General features: G+C 63.1%; 19 protein-coding genes. All 19 read right to left on the bottom strand.

Annotated elements, in window-relative coordinates; all coding sequences use genetic code 11:
• Positions 1-500: 500 nt before the first annotated feature.
• Positions 501-1,172, bottom strand: a complete 672-nt coding sequence (locus N4T19_RS03225) for a phage adaptor protein (RefSeq protein ID WP_260719456.1) — start codon at positions 1,170-1,172, stop codon at positions 501-503.
• Between the two features lie 9 nt (positions 1,173-1,181).
• On the bottom strand, positions 1,182-1,568 hold the full coding sequence (locus N4T19_RS03220; protein ID WP_260719455.1) for a hypothetical protein: 387 nt from the start codon (positions 1,566-1,568) through the stop codon (positions 1,182-1,184).
• Between the two features lie 80 nt (positions 1,569-1,648).
• Positions 1,649-2,050 carry a hypothetical protein gene (locus tag N4T19_RS03215; protein ID WP_260719454.1) on the bottom strand — a complete coding sequence of 134 codons (402 nt, stop codon included), beginning with the start codon at positions 2,048-2,050 and terminating at the stop codon, positions 1,649-1,651.
• Between the two features lie 67 nt (positions 2,051-2,117).
• Positions 2,118-3,218 (bottom strand): N4-gp56 family major capsid protein, encoded by a 1,101-nt coding sequence (locus N4T19_RS03210; RefSeq protein WP_260719453.1) that lies wholly within the window; start codon positions 3,216-3,218, stop codon positions 2,118-2,120.
• A 163-nt stretch (positions 3,219-3,381) separates the two neighbouring features.
• The gene (locus N4T19_RS03205) at positions 3,382-4,437 is read right to left on the bottom strand and encodes a hypothetical protein (protein WP_260719452.1); all 1,056 of its coding nucleotides are present in this window, start codon (positions 4,435-4,437) and stop codon (positions 3,382-3,384) included.
• 36 nt (positions 4,438-4,473) lie between these two features.
• Positions 4,474-4,665, bottom strand: a complete 192-nt coding sequence (locus tag N4T19_RS03200) for a hypothetical protein (RefSeq protein ID WP_260719451.1) — start codon at positions 4,663-4,665, stop codon at positions 4,474-4,476.
• A 10-nt stretch (positions 4,666-4,675) separates the two neighbouring features.
• Positions 4,676-6,823 (bottom strand): portal protein, encoded by a 2,148-nt coding sequence (locus N4T19_RS03195; RefSeq protein ID WP_260719450.1) that lies wholly within the window; start codon positions 6,821-6,823, stop codon positions 4,676-4,678.
• 5 nt (positions 6,824-6,828) lie between these two features.
• On the bottom strand, positions 6,829-8,397 hold the full coding sequence (locus N4T19_RS03190) for a terminase (protein WP_260719449.1): 1,569 nt from the start codon (positions 8,395-8,397) through the stop codon (positions 6,829-6,831).
• A complete protein-coding gene (locus N4T19_RS03185) occupies positions 8,394-9,137 on the bottom strand; it encodes a hypothetical protein (protein ID WP_260719448.1) in 744 nt (247 codons plus the stop codon). The genes N4T19_RS03190 and N4T19_RS03185 overlap by 4 nt, the downstream gene beginning before the upstream one ends.
• Positions 9,138-9,211: 74 nt before the next feature.
• Positions 9,212-9,727 carry a hypothetical protein gene (locus N4T19_RS03180; RefSeq protein ID WP_260719447.1) on the bottom strand — a complete coding sequence of 172 codons (516 nt, stop codon included), beginning with the start codon at positions 9,725-9,727 and terminating at the stop codon, positions 9,212-9,214.
• Between the two features lie 73 nt (positions 9,728-9,800).
• A complete protein-coding gene (locus N4T19_RS03175) occupies positions 9,801-10,061 on the bottom strand; it encodes a hypothetical protein (RefSeq protein WP_260719446.1) in 261 nt (86 codons plus the stop codon).
• The gene (locus N4T19_RS03170) at positions 10,055-10,429 is read right to left on the bottom strand and encodes a hypothetical protein (RefSeq protein ID WP_260719445.1); all 375 of its coding nucleotides are present in this window, start codon (positions 10,427-10,429) and stop codon (positions 10,055-10,057) included. The genes N4T19_RS03175 and N4T19_RS03170 overlap by 7 nt, the downstream gene beginning before the upstream one ends.
• The gene (locus tag N4T19_RS03165) at positions 10,426-10,899 is read right to left on the bottom strand and encodes a DUF1367 family protein (RefSeq protein ID WP_260719444.1); all 474 of its coding nucleotides are present in this window, start codon (positions 10,897-10,899) and stop codon (positions 10,426-10,428) included. The genes N4T19_RS03170 and N4T19_RS03165 overlap by 4 nt, the downstream gene beginning before the upstream one ends.
• Positions 10,896-11,396 carry a RuvC family protein gene (locus tag N4T19_RS03160; protein WP_260719443.1) on the bottom strand — a complete coding sequence of 167 codons (501 nt, stop codon included), beginning with the start codon at positions 11,394-11,396 and terminating at the stop codon, positions 10,896-10,898. The genes N4T19_RS03165 and N4T19_RS03160 overlap by 4 nt, the downstream gene beginning before the upstream one ends.
• A gap of 18 nt (positions 11,397-11,414) precedes the next feature.
• A complete protein-coding gene (locus tag N4T19_RS03155) occupies positions 11,415-12,794 on the bottom strand; it encodes a replicative DNA helicase (protein ID WP_260719442.1) in 1,380 nt (459 codons plus the stop codon).
• Positions 12,781-13,710, bottom strand: a complete 930-nt coding sequence (locus N4T19_RS03150) for a hypothetical protein (RefSeq protein ID WP_260719441.1) — start codon at positions 13,708-13,710, stop codon at positions 12,781-12,783. The genes N4T19_RS03155 and N4T19_RS03150 overlap by 14 nt, the downstream gene beginning before the upstream one ends.
• The gene (locus N4T19_RS03145; RefSeq protein ID WP_260719440.1) at positions 13,703-14,008 is read right to left on the bottom strand and encodes a hypothetical protein; all 306 of its coding nucleotides are present in this window, start codon (positions 14,006-14,008) and stop codon (positions 13,703-13,705) included. Before N4T19_RS03145 ends, N4T19_RS03150 begins: the two co-directional genes overlap by 8 nt.
• On the bottom strand, positions 14,005-14,160 hold the full coding sequence (locus N4T19_RS03140; RefSeq protein WP_260719439.1) for a hypothetical protein: 156 nt from the start codon (positions 14,158-14,160) through the stop codon (positions 14,005-14,007). The genes N4T19_RS03145 and N4T19_RS03140 overlap by 4 nt, the downstream gene beginning before the upstream one ends.
• Positions 14,153-14,686: a hypothetical protein gene (locus tag N4T19_RS03135; RefSeq protein ID WP_260719438.1), complete on the bottom strand. Its 534-nt coding sequence runs from the start codon at positions 14,684-14,686 to the stop codon at positions 14,153-14,155. Before N4T19_RS03135 ends, N4T19_RS03140 begins: the two co-directional genes overlap by 8 nt.
• Positions 14,687-14,779: the final 93 nt, after the last annotated feature.

Below are 14,779 nucleotides of genomic sequence, written 5' to 3'. Positions count from 1 at the left end.
GGGGGCTGCGCGCCAGCCGCTGTTGAGGTTGAGGAACTCGCTTGCGGTGCCGCCGGCGCTGGCGATGGTGCAGCGGCCGTTGGTTGCGCAGCTGGTGAAGCAGCCACACCCAAGAGCGCGCCGCCACCAACTACAGGCGTATACGAGCCCAACGCCTGAGCAGCACGACCTGTGGCGGTCACGGCTGGTGCAGCCGCGCCCAGCGCTCTTGCTGCTGTATTCGCACCCAGCCCCACTGCGCCGGGAACTGCCGCTGCCCCTGGCAAAGCGCTCAGGGTGTTCATCACGTTGCGACCCACCTCGGTATTTAAGGGACTGTTCTGGGAACCGTCGGCCGCTGGTGCCTTTATGTCGGTGTCCATCGGAATCTGGCTGAGCCAGTCCTGCGCGCGCGAGCGGCGCTGTGTGGGGTCAACGGTTGCCATTGAGAGGGCCTTTCACTTGAGACTGGTGCAAGTCTCCCAGTGCAAAGGCCTCCAGCCAATCCCTAGCGGGTGGCCTTACCAGTGGCTGCGCACTATCGGCGGCCGACGATCGCGCTGCTTACGCTGCACGTTGGCATCGGGCCGCCTGCCAAATGCCTGTTCAAAGAGCGCCAGATGCTCACCAGCCTTGACGGCATCAAACGTGTCGGCGTCCTGCTTGAGGTGCGCACGGTACATCAGCCAATGCATCAGGCGCGTGTGGTAGCGGCTGGGCAGCTCAGGCGTCTCCCCACACGCACCAGGCCGCAGAGGATTCAGGGCCCCACGGTAAACGGTCAAGTGGATTGTGCCCGGCACCGTGGGGCGGGGCAGGATGCGCAGCTGCGGCGGACGCGCCCCGCTGGCCTGTTCAAAAATAAAGTCTCGGGGATGACCAGAGCGCTGCTCCCAGTTGCAATTCAGCGCATCCTCTGCTTCCACGCTCGTTTCGCAGATGGCACGGCCATTGAAGGCTGCCCGCTTGATCTCCAAGACGCAGTGGTGCAGCGGGTAGGTGTCTTGGCCAGGCACAACCGCCAGTGTGCACACCTGTGCGGTGGCGCGGTCCTCGATCAGCTTGGCGCGCTCACACGCCTCTTGCACTGCCTCGTTGAGAAAGCCGACGATCTCCTCCGATGTCCAGAACGGTGGATCGGCCTGGTCCAGGACGTCTGCCCGGAAGGTCGAGATGAAATCGCCGACATTCATGGTGCAGCCTTAGTCGCCAGCGGAGACGACCAGCCACTCAGCTTCGACTTCTTCGCGGGTGACTGCGAAGCCCAGGCGAGCTTTGAGCTTGGTCAGGTTCGGCTTGCCTTCGGCAGTGAAGTCGCCTTCTTCGCCACCATCGAGCATGGCCTGCAGCGCCTGCTTGATCAGCAGGGAGCGGTTGGCCGTGTCAACTGGGGTGGTGCCGCCGGCGGTGGTTTGGACCACTGCACCTGCACCGTCAGCTTGTCCGGTGACGATGATCGCGCCGCGGGCAATGGCTTCGCGATGGAAGATCGCAGGGATTTCGTTGCCTTCGGTCGAGATGACCGTGGTGTGGCCACTGGTCAGCCCGATGTGCATCGGCTCAGCGGTGGGAGAGCGAAATTTGAGCATGGTGATTCATCTTTCAAAAGACCCGGCAGGTTTGACGCTGCCGGGTGAAAGGCCTTAACGGCCCGACCACTGAGACAAACTCAGCCTTGAGTGAAAGCCGACCGGCCTTCCACGTAGTAGTGCACAGTCACCCGCGCCAGGCCAGCGGTGGCAGCCGCTCCCGTCTGGGCGAGCAGCGCATTGATGGCTTGTGCAGCAGGCGTCTTGAAACCTGTGATGGTCAGCGCAGTGCGGCCAGCAGTCTTCAAGTCGATGGGTGTTGCGGTGTAGCGGTCATCGTCGGCCGCATCGCCCAGCTTCAGAGTCGCCGTGGTGGCGCTGTTCCAGGGCGTGATGACAGTCACATCACCGCCCACGGGCACGGCATTGCCGGGCAGGTCAATGGCAGCTTCTGCGGTGCCGTAAGCTTTGGGATCGCCAAAGGCGATCAGCATGGTGGCCACAATCAGTTCCTGGCGGCCGGCGTTCTTCTTGATCGACATGATCAGCTCCTATCAACAACAAGGGAAAAAGGATGGCAGGGCACCCTGGCCCTGCCCTGGAGGCTGCTTACTGCAGGTAGTGGTCGACCGCCACAATGCCGAAGTCTTCGACACTGTCGTCGTAGATCGAGTGGAACTGTGGCTTGAGGAAGCCGATCATCTTGTCCACGTTGATGCCCTGCTGGCTGTCGTACTGGAAGAGCTTTTCAACCCAGTCCGGCGCGCCCAGGTCGCACATGGCCATGGCTTGTGCACCGCACAGCAGCGTGCGGGTGCCGTTGACGTTGCCGTCGGCGCCCCACTTGGAGCCAGCTGCTGCACCCTTGGTGTTGTAGACCTTGTTGTGCTCGTGGATCACGGCGCCGTCCACAGTCACAGTCGCGCCGCTGAACCAAGGCGAATCCGTGCCCGCCTTCGTGGCCACCGCCACCACTGCGCGCTGGTAATCGGGGTCCTTCTTCAGCGCCGCCAGCGTGCCGGGGGCCACCAGCAGCACAAAGTACTGCTTGCCGCCATCGGTCAGTGGGCGCACATAGTGCTCCTTGGCGTAGGCGATCAGGTCCACGATCATCTTGTACGAAGGCAGGAACGCTGGCGTGATGGCCGCAGTGTTGGACGCCTGCAGGCTGGTGCCGTCGTACATCAGGGAGCGCTTGGCGCTCGGTGCACGCACATCGGCGGCGAAGGACAGCGACGGGAATGGCGAGCCCACGCGCAGTGCGCCGTTTGGCTTGTAGGCGTAGCTGATGCCCGACATGGTCAGGAATGCCAGCTGGTCGCAGCGATCAGCCAGCCAGTAGGCCAGGTTGTCGCGGCCGGTCTCGCGAAAATTGATGACCGTCTTCTGGTCAGACAGCTTGCCCTTGTTGCGCACACCATGGGTCATCAGGTCCAGGCTGATGATCTGGCTGTGCGACTGCATGGCTTCTTCGTTGCCTTCGCGTTCGTTGTCGCCGATCACACCGTCTTCGACCAGGTCGGCAACCAGTTGGAAGATGGCCTGTTCGCCCTTCTCCGTCTTGGTCAGCTCCTTGATCACCTGCACCATCGAGCCCTGGGTGGTGCCCATGAAGCGCTTGAGGAACATCTGGTCGCGGGCGGCGCGCCAAACGTCGCGCGACCAGACCAGCTTTTGAACGGGCGTCAGCCCTGCGAAATTCGTCTGCATTGCATGCTCCAAATAAGTGGTTACTTGTTCGGGACATGCGCCGCCCTATTGCGAAGTGCATGGCATGGGCTGCCAAGGGGCCAGGCCTTTTACGTCGGCCAGCAGACGAGGTGCACCCTGTTTGAACCAGCAGGCCGGGTGAGTGCCTGCTGGGGTTTGGCTATCAGTCGCCGCGCAGCTTCTTGATCTCAGCGGGTGACAGGTTTTCGAACTGCTCGTCCGTCATCTGCGCCACGTTGATCCTGCCTGCATTGGCTCGATCACCCACACCGCCGTTCAGTGCTGGAGGCTGAGCCACTGAGGCTGCAGCGCCGCGAGCAATTGCAGCTGATGTACGAGAGTCTGCCGGAGCTGCTGCAGAAGCAGAATCCTTACCCGGGGTAGGCGCTGCAGCGGCGACAGGAGCGAACCGGGGTGCGATGGCGGCCACAGCCACGCGCAGAGCTTCGTGAGCAGGCATGCCCTTGGCGATCTTGGCGTCACGCGCTGCCACGATCAGCTCCACTGCCTCGGCGCCCTCTGCCGTGTCCAGGTACGGGTATTTCTCGATCGTCAGCGCCGTCTCAGCTGCAAGCGCCCGGCTCACGGCTTGCTGGTGTTCAGCCTGGCGCTGCTCATCGGCGCGCTGGATTGCCGCCTTGGTGGCTTCATCACGCAGGTGCGCGTTGATGCCCTTGCGAATTTCGGCAGCTCGCTTGTGGTCGCCATCGATCAAGGCGCTCACATATGCCTGTTCCTGGGCATCTTCGTCGAAGGGTGCTGCCGGCGCAGCTGCTGGTGCTGCTGGTGCTCCTGCAGCAGGTGCAGGGGCTGGGCTGGGCGCTTGGCTGCCGCCTTGGCGCAAGCGCTCGATCTCGGCCTGAGCTTCGGCCAGATCCTTCTCAGCCTGCTTGCGACGCTCATTTACTTCATTGAAGCGAGCGGGGGGGATGCCAGCGGATCGGCCGCCTTGGCCGCCCTCGCCAGCACCTTCTGCTTCCTGGCCTTCGCCAGCGCCCTCGCCGCCTTCGCCACCCGCTTCACCAGCCTCTGCACCCTCGCCGCCGGCATCTTGGCCGACCAGGCTGGCCAGGGTGCTGGCGTTCAGTTCAGGGTCGACAACGTCGCCACGGTCTTCAGCAGGTGCAGGTGCAGGAGCGGCGCCAGTGCCGCCTGCGTCAGAGCCGCTCTCGCCAGCTTCGTTCAGGCGCTTCATCAGTTTCAACAGCAACATGTTCATGGTTCGGTCCTCTCAGTGGTCTATGTAAATGGGTGCTCAGTTCTTGCTGCCGCTCTGGAGCGCCTGCAGGGCGCCCAGCTCAGCCATCTTTTCCTTGGCCTTTCCGAGCGCAGCCTTCAGTCGGGCCGGGTCCTTGCGGATCTCCTCGGCGCGCGCCAGGGTGCGCATGTCGTCTTCTGCTTGCCAGTCGCGTTCAGAACTCGCCACGGCAATGTCTTTCTTGGCCATATCGGCTCCTTCAAAGTTGCAGGCCGTCTGGCCCAGGGGTTTTGATGCCGGCCATCAAGCCGACGCCGGGATTGGCTGGAAGCACAGGGTTCGTGTTCTGCGCAGCACCTGGTGGCAGCACCGGCTCAGCCATGGCGGCCGCGCCGCCAGTTGCAGGGACTGCAGTGGCCGGCATGCCAGATGCAGCAGGCACAATCGGCGCCGCGTCATGGTCCACATAGCCAGCGGATCCCAGCAGGCCATCGGCCGTCGTGGCGGTGCCCGGCGTCATCTCAATGATCTGAGCCGTCTGAACTGCGCTGTATTGCGTCTCGACATTCGTGCCGATAGCTCTGTTGTCGGACAGACGGGCATCTGCCTTGGCCTTGATCGCCTGCGCAGCCATGAGGTCGGCCTTGGCCTGCAGCGTCGGATCGACGGGCGCCTGGCTTGACTGCATGGCTTTGAGGATCTCGGGCTTGTCGGCCAGGTTGGAGTAGCGGATCACGGTGGCATCAGGCAGGCGCACGCCAGCATTGCGCATTTCCATCACCTGCTGGAACTGGCTGTTTTCGAAGGTCACCTGCATTGGCTGCTCCGAAATCACCACGTCATAGGTGCCCACGGTCACATCGTTGATATAGTCACCTGTCGCGGGGTCAAACTTGTTGATCTCCAACACTTCGTCTGTTGGCTTGCCGCTCAGTGGATCCATCTCCGTGATGCGGAAGATGCGGTAGCTGTCGTAGTAGCGCTGGATCAGCTTGGTGATCCGCGTGGCCAAGAGGTGCCGGGTGTAGGCCAGGTTGTCGAGTGGCACCGCCAGTTGCTGCTGGCTGGCGAACTGCTTTGACTGGATGGCGATGCCAGAGATCTCAGGCCCTTGGCTGCCGCGCATCGCGTCGGGCACCGTCACATCCTTGAGCGCCTTGTCTGCGCGGTCGATGATGCGGTCGATGCCGGTGGGCACCTGGTTGGGCCCGATCTTCGTGGGCGGCTTGCTTTCCTTCTTGTACTCAATGACCAGGCCCGTCTGCGCGCCGACACTCTCCAGCTCCTCGGTCTCCATGTTGGAGAGCGACCCCTCCTCCACCATCCAGCCGCCGTTGGCCGAGCTGTTGAGGATGTGAATGAACTGGCTCACCGCTTTGTTCAAGACTTCTTGCGGGCCAATGGCGCTATCAACCATGCCGCGCGTTTTGCCGCGTCGGAAGTAGGCGAAGTACGGGACAGTCGTGAAGTGGTCGTAGGGGCTGTAGTCATCGTGCAGCGTGCGGCACCAAGTACTCACGACCCAGCGAATGCGCTTGCGCATACGCTTTGCACGCACCGCGCCTTTAGCCAGTGCGTCGGTTTTCGAATCCTCCGCCATGGTGGCCTCCACCAGCACATCCCCGGTGCTGGGGTGCACCAGGCACGGCGTGAGCTCGTAGACAAACTGCTGCCGCTCAATCACGCGGTAGCGCTTGAAGCCTTGTTCGTCAGTGCGGTAGGCGTCATACAGACTGGCCTGGCTGAACATGCCGAACTTGCTGCGCTCTGCCTCGTCATCGAAGTCGCCGAAGTCCGGCCCGTCATCGTTGCTCGATTCAGCCTCGGTGCGCGCGGCCTTACCGTAGCGCTGCTCGATCTCATCCAGCGTCAGCCAGCGGGTCACCAGCACATCACCCCAATCATCAGGGTCGTAGCTCTTGGCGTCCGGATCCGGGATCACATCCAAGGGATCCAGTGTGTCGATGGCCACCTCGCCCAGGATGTTGCTCTCGAAGTCCATACGCAGGTCAAAGTAGCCACGCTGCGCGATCAGACCATCGCTGAACACCTGCGTCTCCATCCAATGCAGGTTGGTCGAATCCGTCACCTGCTTGACAAGCTTGGTCAGGATCGTGGCCTTATCGAGGTCGGCCTGGCCGCCGCGCGGCTTGTAGACGATGTCCATGCGGTTGTGGATCTGGTAGCCCACGGCTGAATTGATCGAGGGCTGCACCTCGTTGAACTCGTAGCACGGCCGGCCCTGATCCTGCAGCACTGCACGATCCACCGCGCTCCACTGCTCACCGCCGCCCAGGTACATGCCCTCGCACCGGTTGGCATGCTCCATGAATTGGGTATGGCCACGGTCCTTGCCGTAGAGGTAGCGGGCCCAGTTCTCTCGCGCCTTGTCGTTGTCTTGTGCCATGGTGTTCATGCGGCCTGAGCCGATCCTCGTTTGCGCTGGCTGATGCCCAGGCGATCACGCCAGGAACGTTCCTTCTTCGCCTGCTTGGGGGTGGGGATGTTGGAGACAAAGGTCATGGCCACGCAGTCGCCCTTGTCCGGGCTGCGGCCCAGCGCCTCGCGGATCTCGTCCTTGCTGCGCACCTGAATGGCGGCCTTCTGGCCCATGGTCACCACCTTGTAGCGAACGGCGCACAGGTCGGCGGCCAGCTCTGGATCAGGCGGCAGCGCCACGGGGTCTGGGTTCAGAGGGTCCAAGGCTTCACGCATGCGCCAGTACATCTCGGCGCGCTTGTTGCGAAAGCGCAGCTGGCCGGCCTTGTCCATGAGCTCGCTCGAGTTGGAGCCAACAACGGACAGCACCAGCAGGTTGAGCCCCACCAGGAAGTCCAGCGCGCTCGAGCCAATACCAATACCGTCCACGCATATGCACGCGCCGTTGCGCACGAGGGGCACCACAAAGCCGGCGGCCTTGGGGCCGTCATTGGTCACGATGCCAGGCACGGTCACAAGGTGATCGAACCAGTTTCCATAGCGCGGGGCAGCGCTGGATTTGTCGATGCCGCCGCGCGCGGGGTCGAAGCCGAGAGCGGTCATTTGGCCCTTGGCATCCCTGGGCTTCCAGCGGGCCTGCGCTGCCTTCACCCATTCGGTCGGGATCAGCTGCCAGGCAGGGTCAGCCGCGCCGGCGTTGAAATCCCCACGCAGCATCTGGGAGCGCAGGGGCTCGGGCAGCGCCTGCAGCTTGGCCTTGTAGCCAGTGGCTGCCAGGAACAGGTTGTCATCCACGCTCGACGGGATGAATGTGCGGCTCTGGGGCTTGACCAGTTCGCCCCCCATCATCACAGGCTCAGGCCCGTCGGTCTCCTGGTCCTCGCCCTTTTCGTTGGTGAAGTACCAGCGCAGCTCACCCGGCTTGGCAGGGTTGCCGTGGTTGGGGTCCAGCCATGGCGCCCAGAAGCGCTTCACCCACTCGCCTTCCGGCTCAGTTGGGGGGTTGCCAGCGCACACCACGCGCTGGCGCACCTTGGGGTTGTCAGTGCGCAGCCAGCCGATGAGCGTGCGAAACTGCATCTCCGTAAAGTGGCAGATCTCGTCGAACAGCTTGGCATCATGCGGCCGGCCCTGGTACTTGATCCAGTCGCCTGCGTCCTTCACGCTGCCCAGCTCCAGGATCCGCTTGCCAGGCAGGCGCCAGACACCGTCTTGGCTGTTGTAGCCCTTGCGGGTGCCGATGATCTTGGCCATGCGCTCTTCGATACCCACCAGCTGCACAGCTTCGCGCCGGAAGATGATGCTGTGCTCTTGAGAGGTAAGCGACAGGCCCAGCAGCAGATCGGTCTTGCCGCCGCCGGCCGAACCGCCATAGAAGACGATGTCCGCTGGCGAGTTGTAGGCGCTCAGCTGCGGGCCATCCTGCGGCACCCAGATCGGCGCACCATCGGCCAGTAGCAGTTTGTCCAGCTCCCGCTTGAGATCGGCAGGCATGGCCTTCACCATCTCCAGCATTTCTGCGGTGGATGGAGCCTTGCTCATGAGGCTGTGCCTCCTGAGATTGCAGCCAGGGCGCTGGGGTTGGCCGCCAGCATTCTGGCCATGCGCACGGCCCGCTCTGCATCCGTCAGCTCGCGACCACCCAACTGGCCCGGCATGTCGCCGCCCTCGGCATCATCCTTGATACCCCAGGCCTGGCGTTCCAGCCCTATCAGCAGGCGCAGGGATTCAGCCAGAGAGCGCATGGTGTTGGAGCGGCCAGCCAGGCTCATGGCCCGGTTCATACCGTCCTGAAGCTTGGCGCGCGCCGCGCTGCTCAGCTGTTCGCCGGCCGGGCGCTCGGCCAGCGCCTGCTCGATTTGTTCGAAGAGTTCTGGCCGCGTGGTCTGGAGCTCAAGCTCTTCCAGCAGGGACAGGCACAGGTTGCGGGCCCGCTGAATGTCGCGGCGCTGGCCTATGCGCACATTGGCCACAACCTGCGCGTTGCCATCGATCACCTGCTTCTCAGCCACCCGGGCCTCTTTGGATACCTCGCTGGATACCGCCGCTTTGGATACCAGCGCTTCCGCCTTCGCGTGGATCTTCTGGGTGAGGTCGCGCTCCCATCCATCACGCTTCGCACGCTTGTTGATGGCCCCATGGGTGATGCCGTGCTCATCGGCGATCTGGCGCAGCGTCTTGATGGCTGCCCGGTAGTCCAGCTCGATGCGCTCCCAGTCCACAGCCTGGCGTGCAGGCGCGAGGTTTTGTTTGCTGTCGGTCGATGTCTTGGGCGTGGTCATTGGACGAATGATCCATGCCGGACTCCCCCAGGTCGAACCCTATCGGGGGTAGGTGTTGCCACCTGTGGGAGACGCTACCCGATCAAGGCCATCTGGTTGCTTTTCTGAGCCTCTTTCAGTTGCCGCGCCAGAGCCGCCTGGGCGCGCTCCATGTCGCTGATGCGATCGGCCAGCGCCCGGTTGCGCACCGTGGCCTCAACCAGCAGTGCCGCCACATCGTTCTGCGTCTGCAGCTGCGCATACTGCAGGGCAAAGCCCCCCAGCTGGCGGGCCAGGGCCCGCGCCTCTGGGGTGAAGAGGCGCAGTTCCTGGTCCCCGATCTCGATCAGCACCATGTTGTTGTGCAGGTCGGTCACGGAGATGGCCCGGGGCTCGGGCAACGGGTCCACCACTTCATAGACGCCATCGACCAGGCGCCGCATGCGCCCTTCTTCGATCCAGCGGCTGACGTGGTCGTCGACCTTGGTGTAGGGGAAGTCTGTGAGCTCCATCAACCGCTGACGACTGATCGCCTGACCAGCTTCGCGCAGCGAGACAATGCAGTCCCAGATAATCTGTCCTGTGGAGTTGGTGCTAACGGTAGTATTCATCATCATTTCCCGGTAAACTGAGTTTGCTCAGGTCTCAGACCGGGAAACGCCACCTTCGGGTGGCTTTCCTTTTTCAGCCGTCCATCAGCCGGCGCACGGTCACGTTGAGGGCATCAACCTCGTCCATCTTCTTGATCCGCCACATGGCGCGCTGGCCGTGCCACCCGTTACGGCTTCCCTGGTGGCACTCCTTGCACAGGGCCACTGTCGTGTACTGGCTCCCCTGCTTTACGTGGTGGGCATCGCTGGGTCCCGGCTCGTCGCAGACGCTGCAGGGCAGTTCCTTGACCCTGGCCAGGTGGTCGCGCTCTTTGGCGTTGAGGCGGTTCAGCATGCTCCGCACCCTCCCCTTGCCAGTGCAAACACGCTGTTGGGCTGCGTGCGCAGGGCCAGCGCCACCGTTTCTGCCGCGCTCAAGGGTGCCGGCGGCTCCGCTTTGACGGGTTGGTGGGGGCTGGCCATAGCCTCCAACATGGTCTGGCTGCCGTCGGCCAGCTGGTACTTGACGGGCCTTCGGCTGCGATCGACGCTCATAAGGCCCAAGCTCACGGCCCGGGTGCAGTAGGTCCAGGTGTGGCGCGGCTCAATCTCTCCCTTCATGCGCGCGGTGATCTCCGAGCAGGTGCAGGAACCGAGCTTGCCAACGATATCCAGCACTTCGCGGAAGCGCTGCCCCAGTGGGCGGCCAGTGGTGTGGGTCATTGGCGGAACTCCCCAAAAAACGATTCCATGCTGGCCCAGCGCTGCTGTGCGTTCTGTGTGGGCCACAGGACCAGTTGTGCATGCTCAGTCCACAGGAACTGGTCAATGTCGCGATGCAGCTCACAGAAGGCTGCTTCGTCCATGCTCTCGAAATCCATGCTCTTGGGCACAGCGATGGGCTTGCCGTCCAAGCCGGGCACGAAGTCGCAGTGGCCGGCGCCCATAAGGAGCCAGGCGCGCAGCTTGCTGGCATCGTCGAAGGCCTCGGTGCGGTCCAGCAGCCGGTTGATCCTCAGGAAGAAGAAACGGTGATGCTCAGGCGAACGCGGCAGCCAGAACTGGAAGCCCAACGTTTCGCCAGGCTTGAGGCTGTTCACCGCGTTCTTGAACCTGGCATAGGCCCGGTGTCCAGCAGCATCGGAGCCGCAGAGCTTCCCGTCCTGGCCTTTGGTGATGACGAGGCGGGTCATGCCAGCTCCTGGCGGCCCCAGTGGGCCAGCAGCACGCTCTCGGCGCGGTTGTGGTCTTTGGCGCGGGACAGCGAGGCGGCGGCCTCTGGGTGCTTGGAGCGGGCCAGCGCCAGCGACTCGCCCTTTTCCTTGCCCACGCCCAAATCCTTCTTCCACTGGCGCGGCGCCACGTACCGCACCTTGTATTTCAAGCATTCCAGCACCGATTCAATAGCGCCCAGCGAGCGCAGCAGGCTGCCTTGCGTCTGCACGGCATTGTTGGCGCCGCCCATGGTGCCCACTTGCTCGAGCACGACGGTGGGCAGGCCATCTTCTGCCGGGCAGTGCTTGAGCAGCAGCTGGCACAGCGCGCGGCCGTCGATCTTGCGCTTGACCAGCGCCTTGGGGCCGGCACCAGGTGCAGCCATGGTGGGCAAGTCGAACACCACACGCACGCCGTTGTGGTCGGTGACAGCGATCGCGCCGGTCAAACCTGGGTCAATTCCAATAATGATCATTGGTGGTCGCTCCTATTTTTAGATGTCGTCGGTGTAGTGGCTGGCCTTGCGGCGGCCGAGATCTGGGGTGCTTAGCGGCTCTGCGCTGTCGGTCCAGTGCTGGTAAGCTCCGTCGAAGGCCAGCGGCACGCTGCCAACGCGGCCCTGGCGGTTCTTGGCGAAATCGACTTCGACGACTTTGCCGCCGTGGGACGAGATGTGGTTCAGGCTGAGCAGCATCACAACGTCCGCGTCTTCCTCAATCGCGCCCGATTCCTTGAGGTCGGACAGCTGAGGCTTGCCGCCTACGCGGCTCTCCAGGCCACGGTTGAGCTGGCTGAGCGCGATGATCGTGATGCCCAGCTGCTTGGCCAGGGCCTTGAGCCCGCGGCTGATCTCCTCGATCTGGTGGTGCCGCTTGTCGTTGGTCTTGCGCGAGCCGCACAGCTGGATGTAGTCGAGCACCAGCAGCTTGATACCGTGCTGGCGGACCAGCGCCCGGGCCTTGGCCTGGATGTCGGCCAGCGTCAGGGCCGGTTGGTCATCCAGGAAAAGCGGAAGCTTGACCATGCGGTCGATAGCGGCCGTCAGCCGGGCCCAGTCCTGGTCACGCATCTGCCCGGTGATGATGTTGTCCAGGAAGATGCGGCCGGTATTGGCGCCAATGCGGTCCATCAGGTCAGCCTTGGGCATTTCCTGCGACAGAAAGCCCGCGCCCACGCCGTCGGCTGCCAGGTTCAGGGCAATTTGCATCGCCAGCGAGGACTTGCCCACTGCAGGCCGGGCAGCCAGGATGATCAGCTTACCGGGGCGCAGGCCACCGTTTAGCCGCTTGTCCAGGCCTGGGATGCCGGTGCGAATGCCTGGCTCGATCTCGCCTCGGGAGAGCTGCTCCACACGCTCGCACAGTGCAGCGGCCATGTCGCCCACCGCCACCGGCGCCTGCCGGCCGCGATTGACCGCCAGCGCCTGAAGCTTGGCCTGGGCCTGGTCCAGGCGCTCGGCCGAATCCAAGCCCGGCGTCACTGCCAGCTCGCGCACCTCCCACGCTGCGTCCATCAGCCCGCGACTCATCGAGCGCTCGAGCACCACCTCGGCGTAGCGCTTGACGCTGCTGAGGCTGAACGACACCTGCGAAATGCCGTTGAGGTAGCCCAGATCGATATCGGCGTGGCCCGCCTCCTGCAGGGCCACCAGCACGCTCACCACGTCCGCCGGCCTGCCTGAGATCACCTGCGCGGCGATGGTCGTGAAGATCTTGGAGTTTCGCGGGTCGTGAAAGTGGCGCGCCTCGAGCGTGTCCCCCACTTCGTCGAACAGGTCGTTGTTGAGCATCAGCGCGCCCAGCACGCTGGTTTCAGCCTCTGGCGACCAAGGGGCCACGGTGCCGTCGGCGGCCAAAGCGTCATGCGGTTGCATGGGCGGCCTCCTGCTCCTTGCGCTTGGCGGCCCGGGCGTCCAGCACCTGCTTGTGCTGCAAGCCTGTCGAGGACCAGCTCACCACCCCGCCCTCACCGGTGAACCACAGCGAGAACCAGCGGTCCTTCACCGAGTTGGTGAATGTGCCCACCCAGTCTTTGTAGCGCTTGGCTTTGTACTGCGAATCCTCGGTGTAGCGCTCACGGAACACCACCCAGGCCACCTGCAGCATTTCGTCGCTGATGCCGGCGTCTTGGGCCCAGGTCCGGACCGAGTGATCGTCCGGCACGGGCTTGACGCCCTTCTCGCGGCAGTCGGCCAGGTACTTGGCCAAGGTGGTCTCTTCACGTTTTTGTCGACCAGAGGGGGAAGGTGCTGGCGATTTCGCCACGCGCCCCTTCTCTGAACGTAGTGAAGAGGAGGTATCTTGTTCTTGCTCCTGTTCTTGTTCTTGGCTTCGTAGGGCCTTTGAAGGGGCTTTCGAAGAGTCGCCATTTCCACGCTTTCGTTCAAGGTGGAAAGCCTGTTGATAGCGGTCGAAGAAGACGCCCAAGAAAGGGTTGTCCGGGAGCGCGTCGTAGTCCTTCTGGATGCCCTTGCAACGCAAGTCAGACGCTTTGAGTTCGCTAGCAATTTGGTAGCTTGCCATCTCGTGAACCCACACGAATTCCGAGTCTTCGTCGTAGGAGCAATAACCTACTTCGACACACTTCTGAAGGCCCTTCATAGCCCCTTCTTGACCTAGGCCAGTTTCGTGAGCCATGTACAAAACAGGCTGAGCGAACAAACCGAGCATGTTGGAGCTGGGCGAGGACATCAGGTACAAGGCCACCACAAGCCCTTCGGGGGACCTTCGAAGGGCCTTGATGGTCTTGCCGTGCCACATCTTTGGCACAACTTTGGCGTAGTCACGCATGAGGCAGACCCCTCTCAGCAGCCATCTGCGCTTTGCGCTCTGGCGATCGGCTATTGATCAGCGCATACATGGTCTTGCGATTGCGCTCGGCGCTCTCGTGGAACAGCGGGTCCTTGGTGAGCTCGTAGTCCACCAGGTCGGCGTGCATCAGCAGGCCCTGAGCCTTGATGCGCAGTTCCATTGCCTGGTCAGCAGGCGCCATGGCGTTTGGCAACTCATCGAAGCTCACGATCATTGCAGGCAGGTCCTGCTCACCCTCCGGCCCGATGATCCGGATCATTGACATTTGGGCGTTCATGACTGCTCCACAGCCTGCTCGTAGGCGTCGGCAAAGGCTTCTGCAGCTGCTGTGCCCAGAGGCCAGGGGCATGCTTGTTCGATGGGGGTGCCGGCCGCGCGCGCACGCTGGGCCAGGCTCTGGATGTATTCGAGGCTGACGACTTCAGGCATGGGTGCCTCCTGCGGAATCCGAATCGAGTGGATTGCCCTCGCAGAGCTTGAGCGTCAAAGTAGCGCCATGCCACTTCTGGTTCGCCCACTCGTTCATCACCTCGTTGACAACCGTGCCCCGGTCCGCGTTCACGCCTTGGAAAGCCTTGCGGTGCTCGGCCGCGGCACTGATCACCTGGAGGGTGGTCTTTGGCACGCTCGCGCGCACGCACTCGAACTTGTCTTCCGACTGAGGCTCAACGAACTCCAGCGCCTTTGCAGCGATCGCCGCGAAAGGGTTGTCGCCCGCTTTATCGCACTGGATCTGGGCGGCCTCCCATTGGCGCTGAGCCCAGTTGGCCAGCACTTCGTTGATCACGCGGCTGCGGCTGCAGTCGGCATCGCTGTAGCGCAGGCGGAAGTGCACTTCGGCGTCGATCATGTTCAGGGTGAACTTGTGCATGTTCACGCGCAGCTCCGAGCGGTCGAGGTTCGGATTTGCTTCTCGGGCGAAGCTGGGCGCTTCGTTGTCTTTGCTCAGTGTCATTTTTGGGTCCTTGTTGTGGTCAAGGTTGCTCAGGGGGTGGGTGATGGCCAGGTGGATCAGCGGGCTGAGGACTGGCGCGAATGGCTGGCAGCA

The organism is Comamonas squillarum, assembly GCF_025309455.1.
Classification (GTDB): domain Bacteria; phylum Pseudomonadota; class Gammaproteobacteria; order Burkholderiales; family Burkholderiaceae_C; genus Comamonas; species Comamonas squillarum.
Note: the sequence above shows the minus strand (reverse complement) of the source record. Positions and strands in the feature narration are given on the sequence as shown.

Bases quoted from the DNA above. Each gene is read 5' to 3' on its own strand.
- N4T19_RS03225 (WP_260719456.1), bottom strand. From the start codon at position 1,172: ATGAATGTCGGCGATTTCATCTCGACCTTCCGGGCAGACGTCCTGGAC.
- N4T19_RS03220 (WP_260719455.1), bottom strand. From the start codon at position 1,568: ATGCTCAAATTTCGCTCTCCCACCGCTGAGCCGATGCACATCGGGCTG.
- N4T19_RS03215 (WP_260719454.1), bottom strand. From the start codon at position 2,050: ATGTCGATCAAGAAGAACGCCGGCCGCCAGGAACTGATTGTGGCCACC.
- N4T19_RS03210 (WP_260719453.1), bottom strand. From the start codon at position 3,218: ATGCAGACGAATTTCGCAGGGCTGACGCCCGTTCAAAAGCTGGTCTGG.
- N4T19_RS03205 (WP_260719452.1), bottom strand. From the start codon at position 4,437: ATGAACATGTTGCTGTTGAAACTGATGAAGCGCCTGAACGAAGCTGGC.
- N4T19_RS03200 (WP_260719451.1), bottom strand. From the start codon at position 4,665: ATGGCCAAGAAAGACATTGCCGTGGCGAGTTCTGAACGCGACTGGCAA.
- N4T19_RS03195 (WP_260719450.1), bottom strand. From the start codon at position 6,823: ATGGCACAAGACAACGACAAGGCGCGAGAGAACTGGGCCCGCTACCTC.
- N4T19_RS03190 (WP_260719449.1), bottom strand. From the start codon at position 8,397: ATGAGCAAGGCTCCATCCACCGCAGAAATGCTGGAGATGGTGAAGGCC.
- N4T19_RS03185 (WP_260719448.1), bottom strand. From the start codon at position 9,137: ATGACCACGCCCAAGACATCGACCGACAGCAAACAAAACCTCGCGCCT.
- N4T19_RS03180 (WP_260719447.1), bottom strand. From the start codon at position 9,727: ATGAATACTACCGTTAGCACCAACTCCACAGGACAGATTATCTGGGAC.
- N4T19_RS03175 (WP_260719446.1), bottom strand. From the start codon at position 10,061: ATGCTGAACCGCCTCAACGCCAAAGAGCGCGACCACCTGGCCAGGGTC.
- N4T19_RS03170 (WP_260719445.1), bottom strand. From the start codon at position 10,429: ATGACCCACACCACTGGCCGCCCACTGGGGCAGCGCTTCCGCGAAGTG.
- N4T19_RS03165 (WP_260719444.1), bottom strand. From the start codon at position 10,899: ATGACCCGCCTCGTCATCACCAAAGGCCAGGACGGGAAGCTCTGCGGC.
- N4T19_RS03160 (WP_260719443.1), bottom strand. From the start codon at position 11,396: ATGATCATTATTGGAATTGACCCAGGTTTGACCGGCGCGATCGCTGTC.
- N4T19_RS03155 (WP_260719442.1), bottom strand. From the start codon at position 12,794: ATGCAACCGCATGACGCTTTGGCCGCCGACGGCACCGTGGCCCCTTGG.
- N4T19_RS03150 (WP_260719441.1), bottom strand. From the start codon at position 13,710: ATGCGTGACTACGCCAAAGTTGTGCCAAAGATGTGGCACGGCAAGACC.
- N4T19_RS03145 (WP_260719440.1), bottom strand. From the start codon at position 14,008: ATGAACGCCCAAATGTCAATGATCCGGATCATCGGGCCGGAGGGTGAG.
- N4T19_RS03140 (WP_260719439.1), bottom strand. From the start codon at position 14,160: ATGCCTGAAGTCGTCAGCCTCGAATACATCCAGAGCCTGGCCCAGCGT.
- N4T19_RS03135 (WP_260719438.1), bottom strand. From the start codon at position 14,686: ATGACACTGAGCAAAGACAACGAAGCGCCCAGCTTCGCCCGAGAAGCA.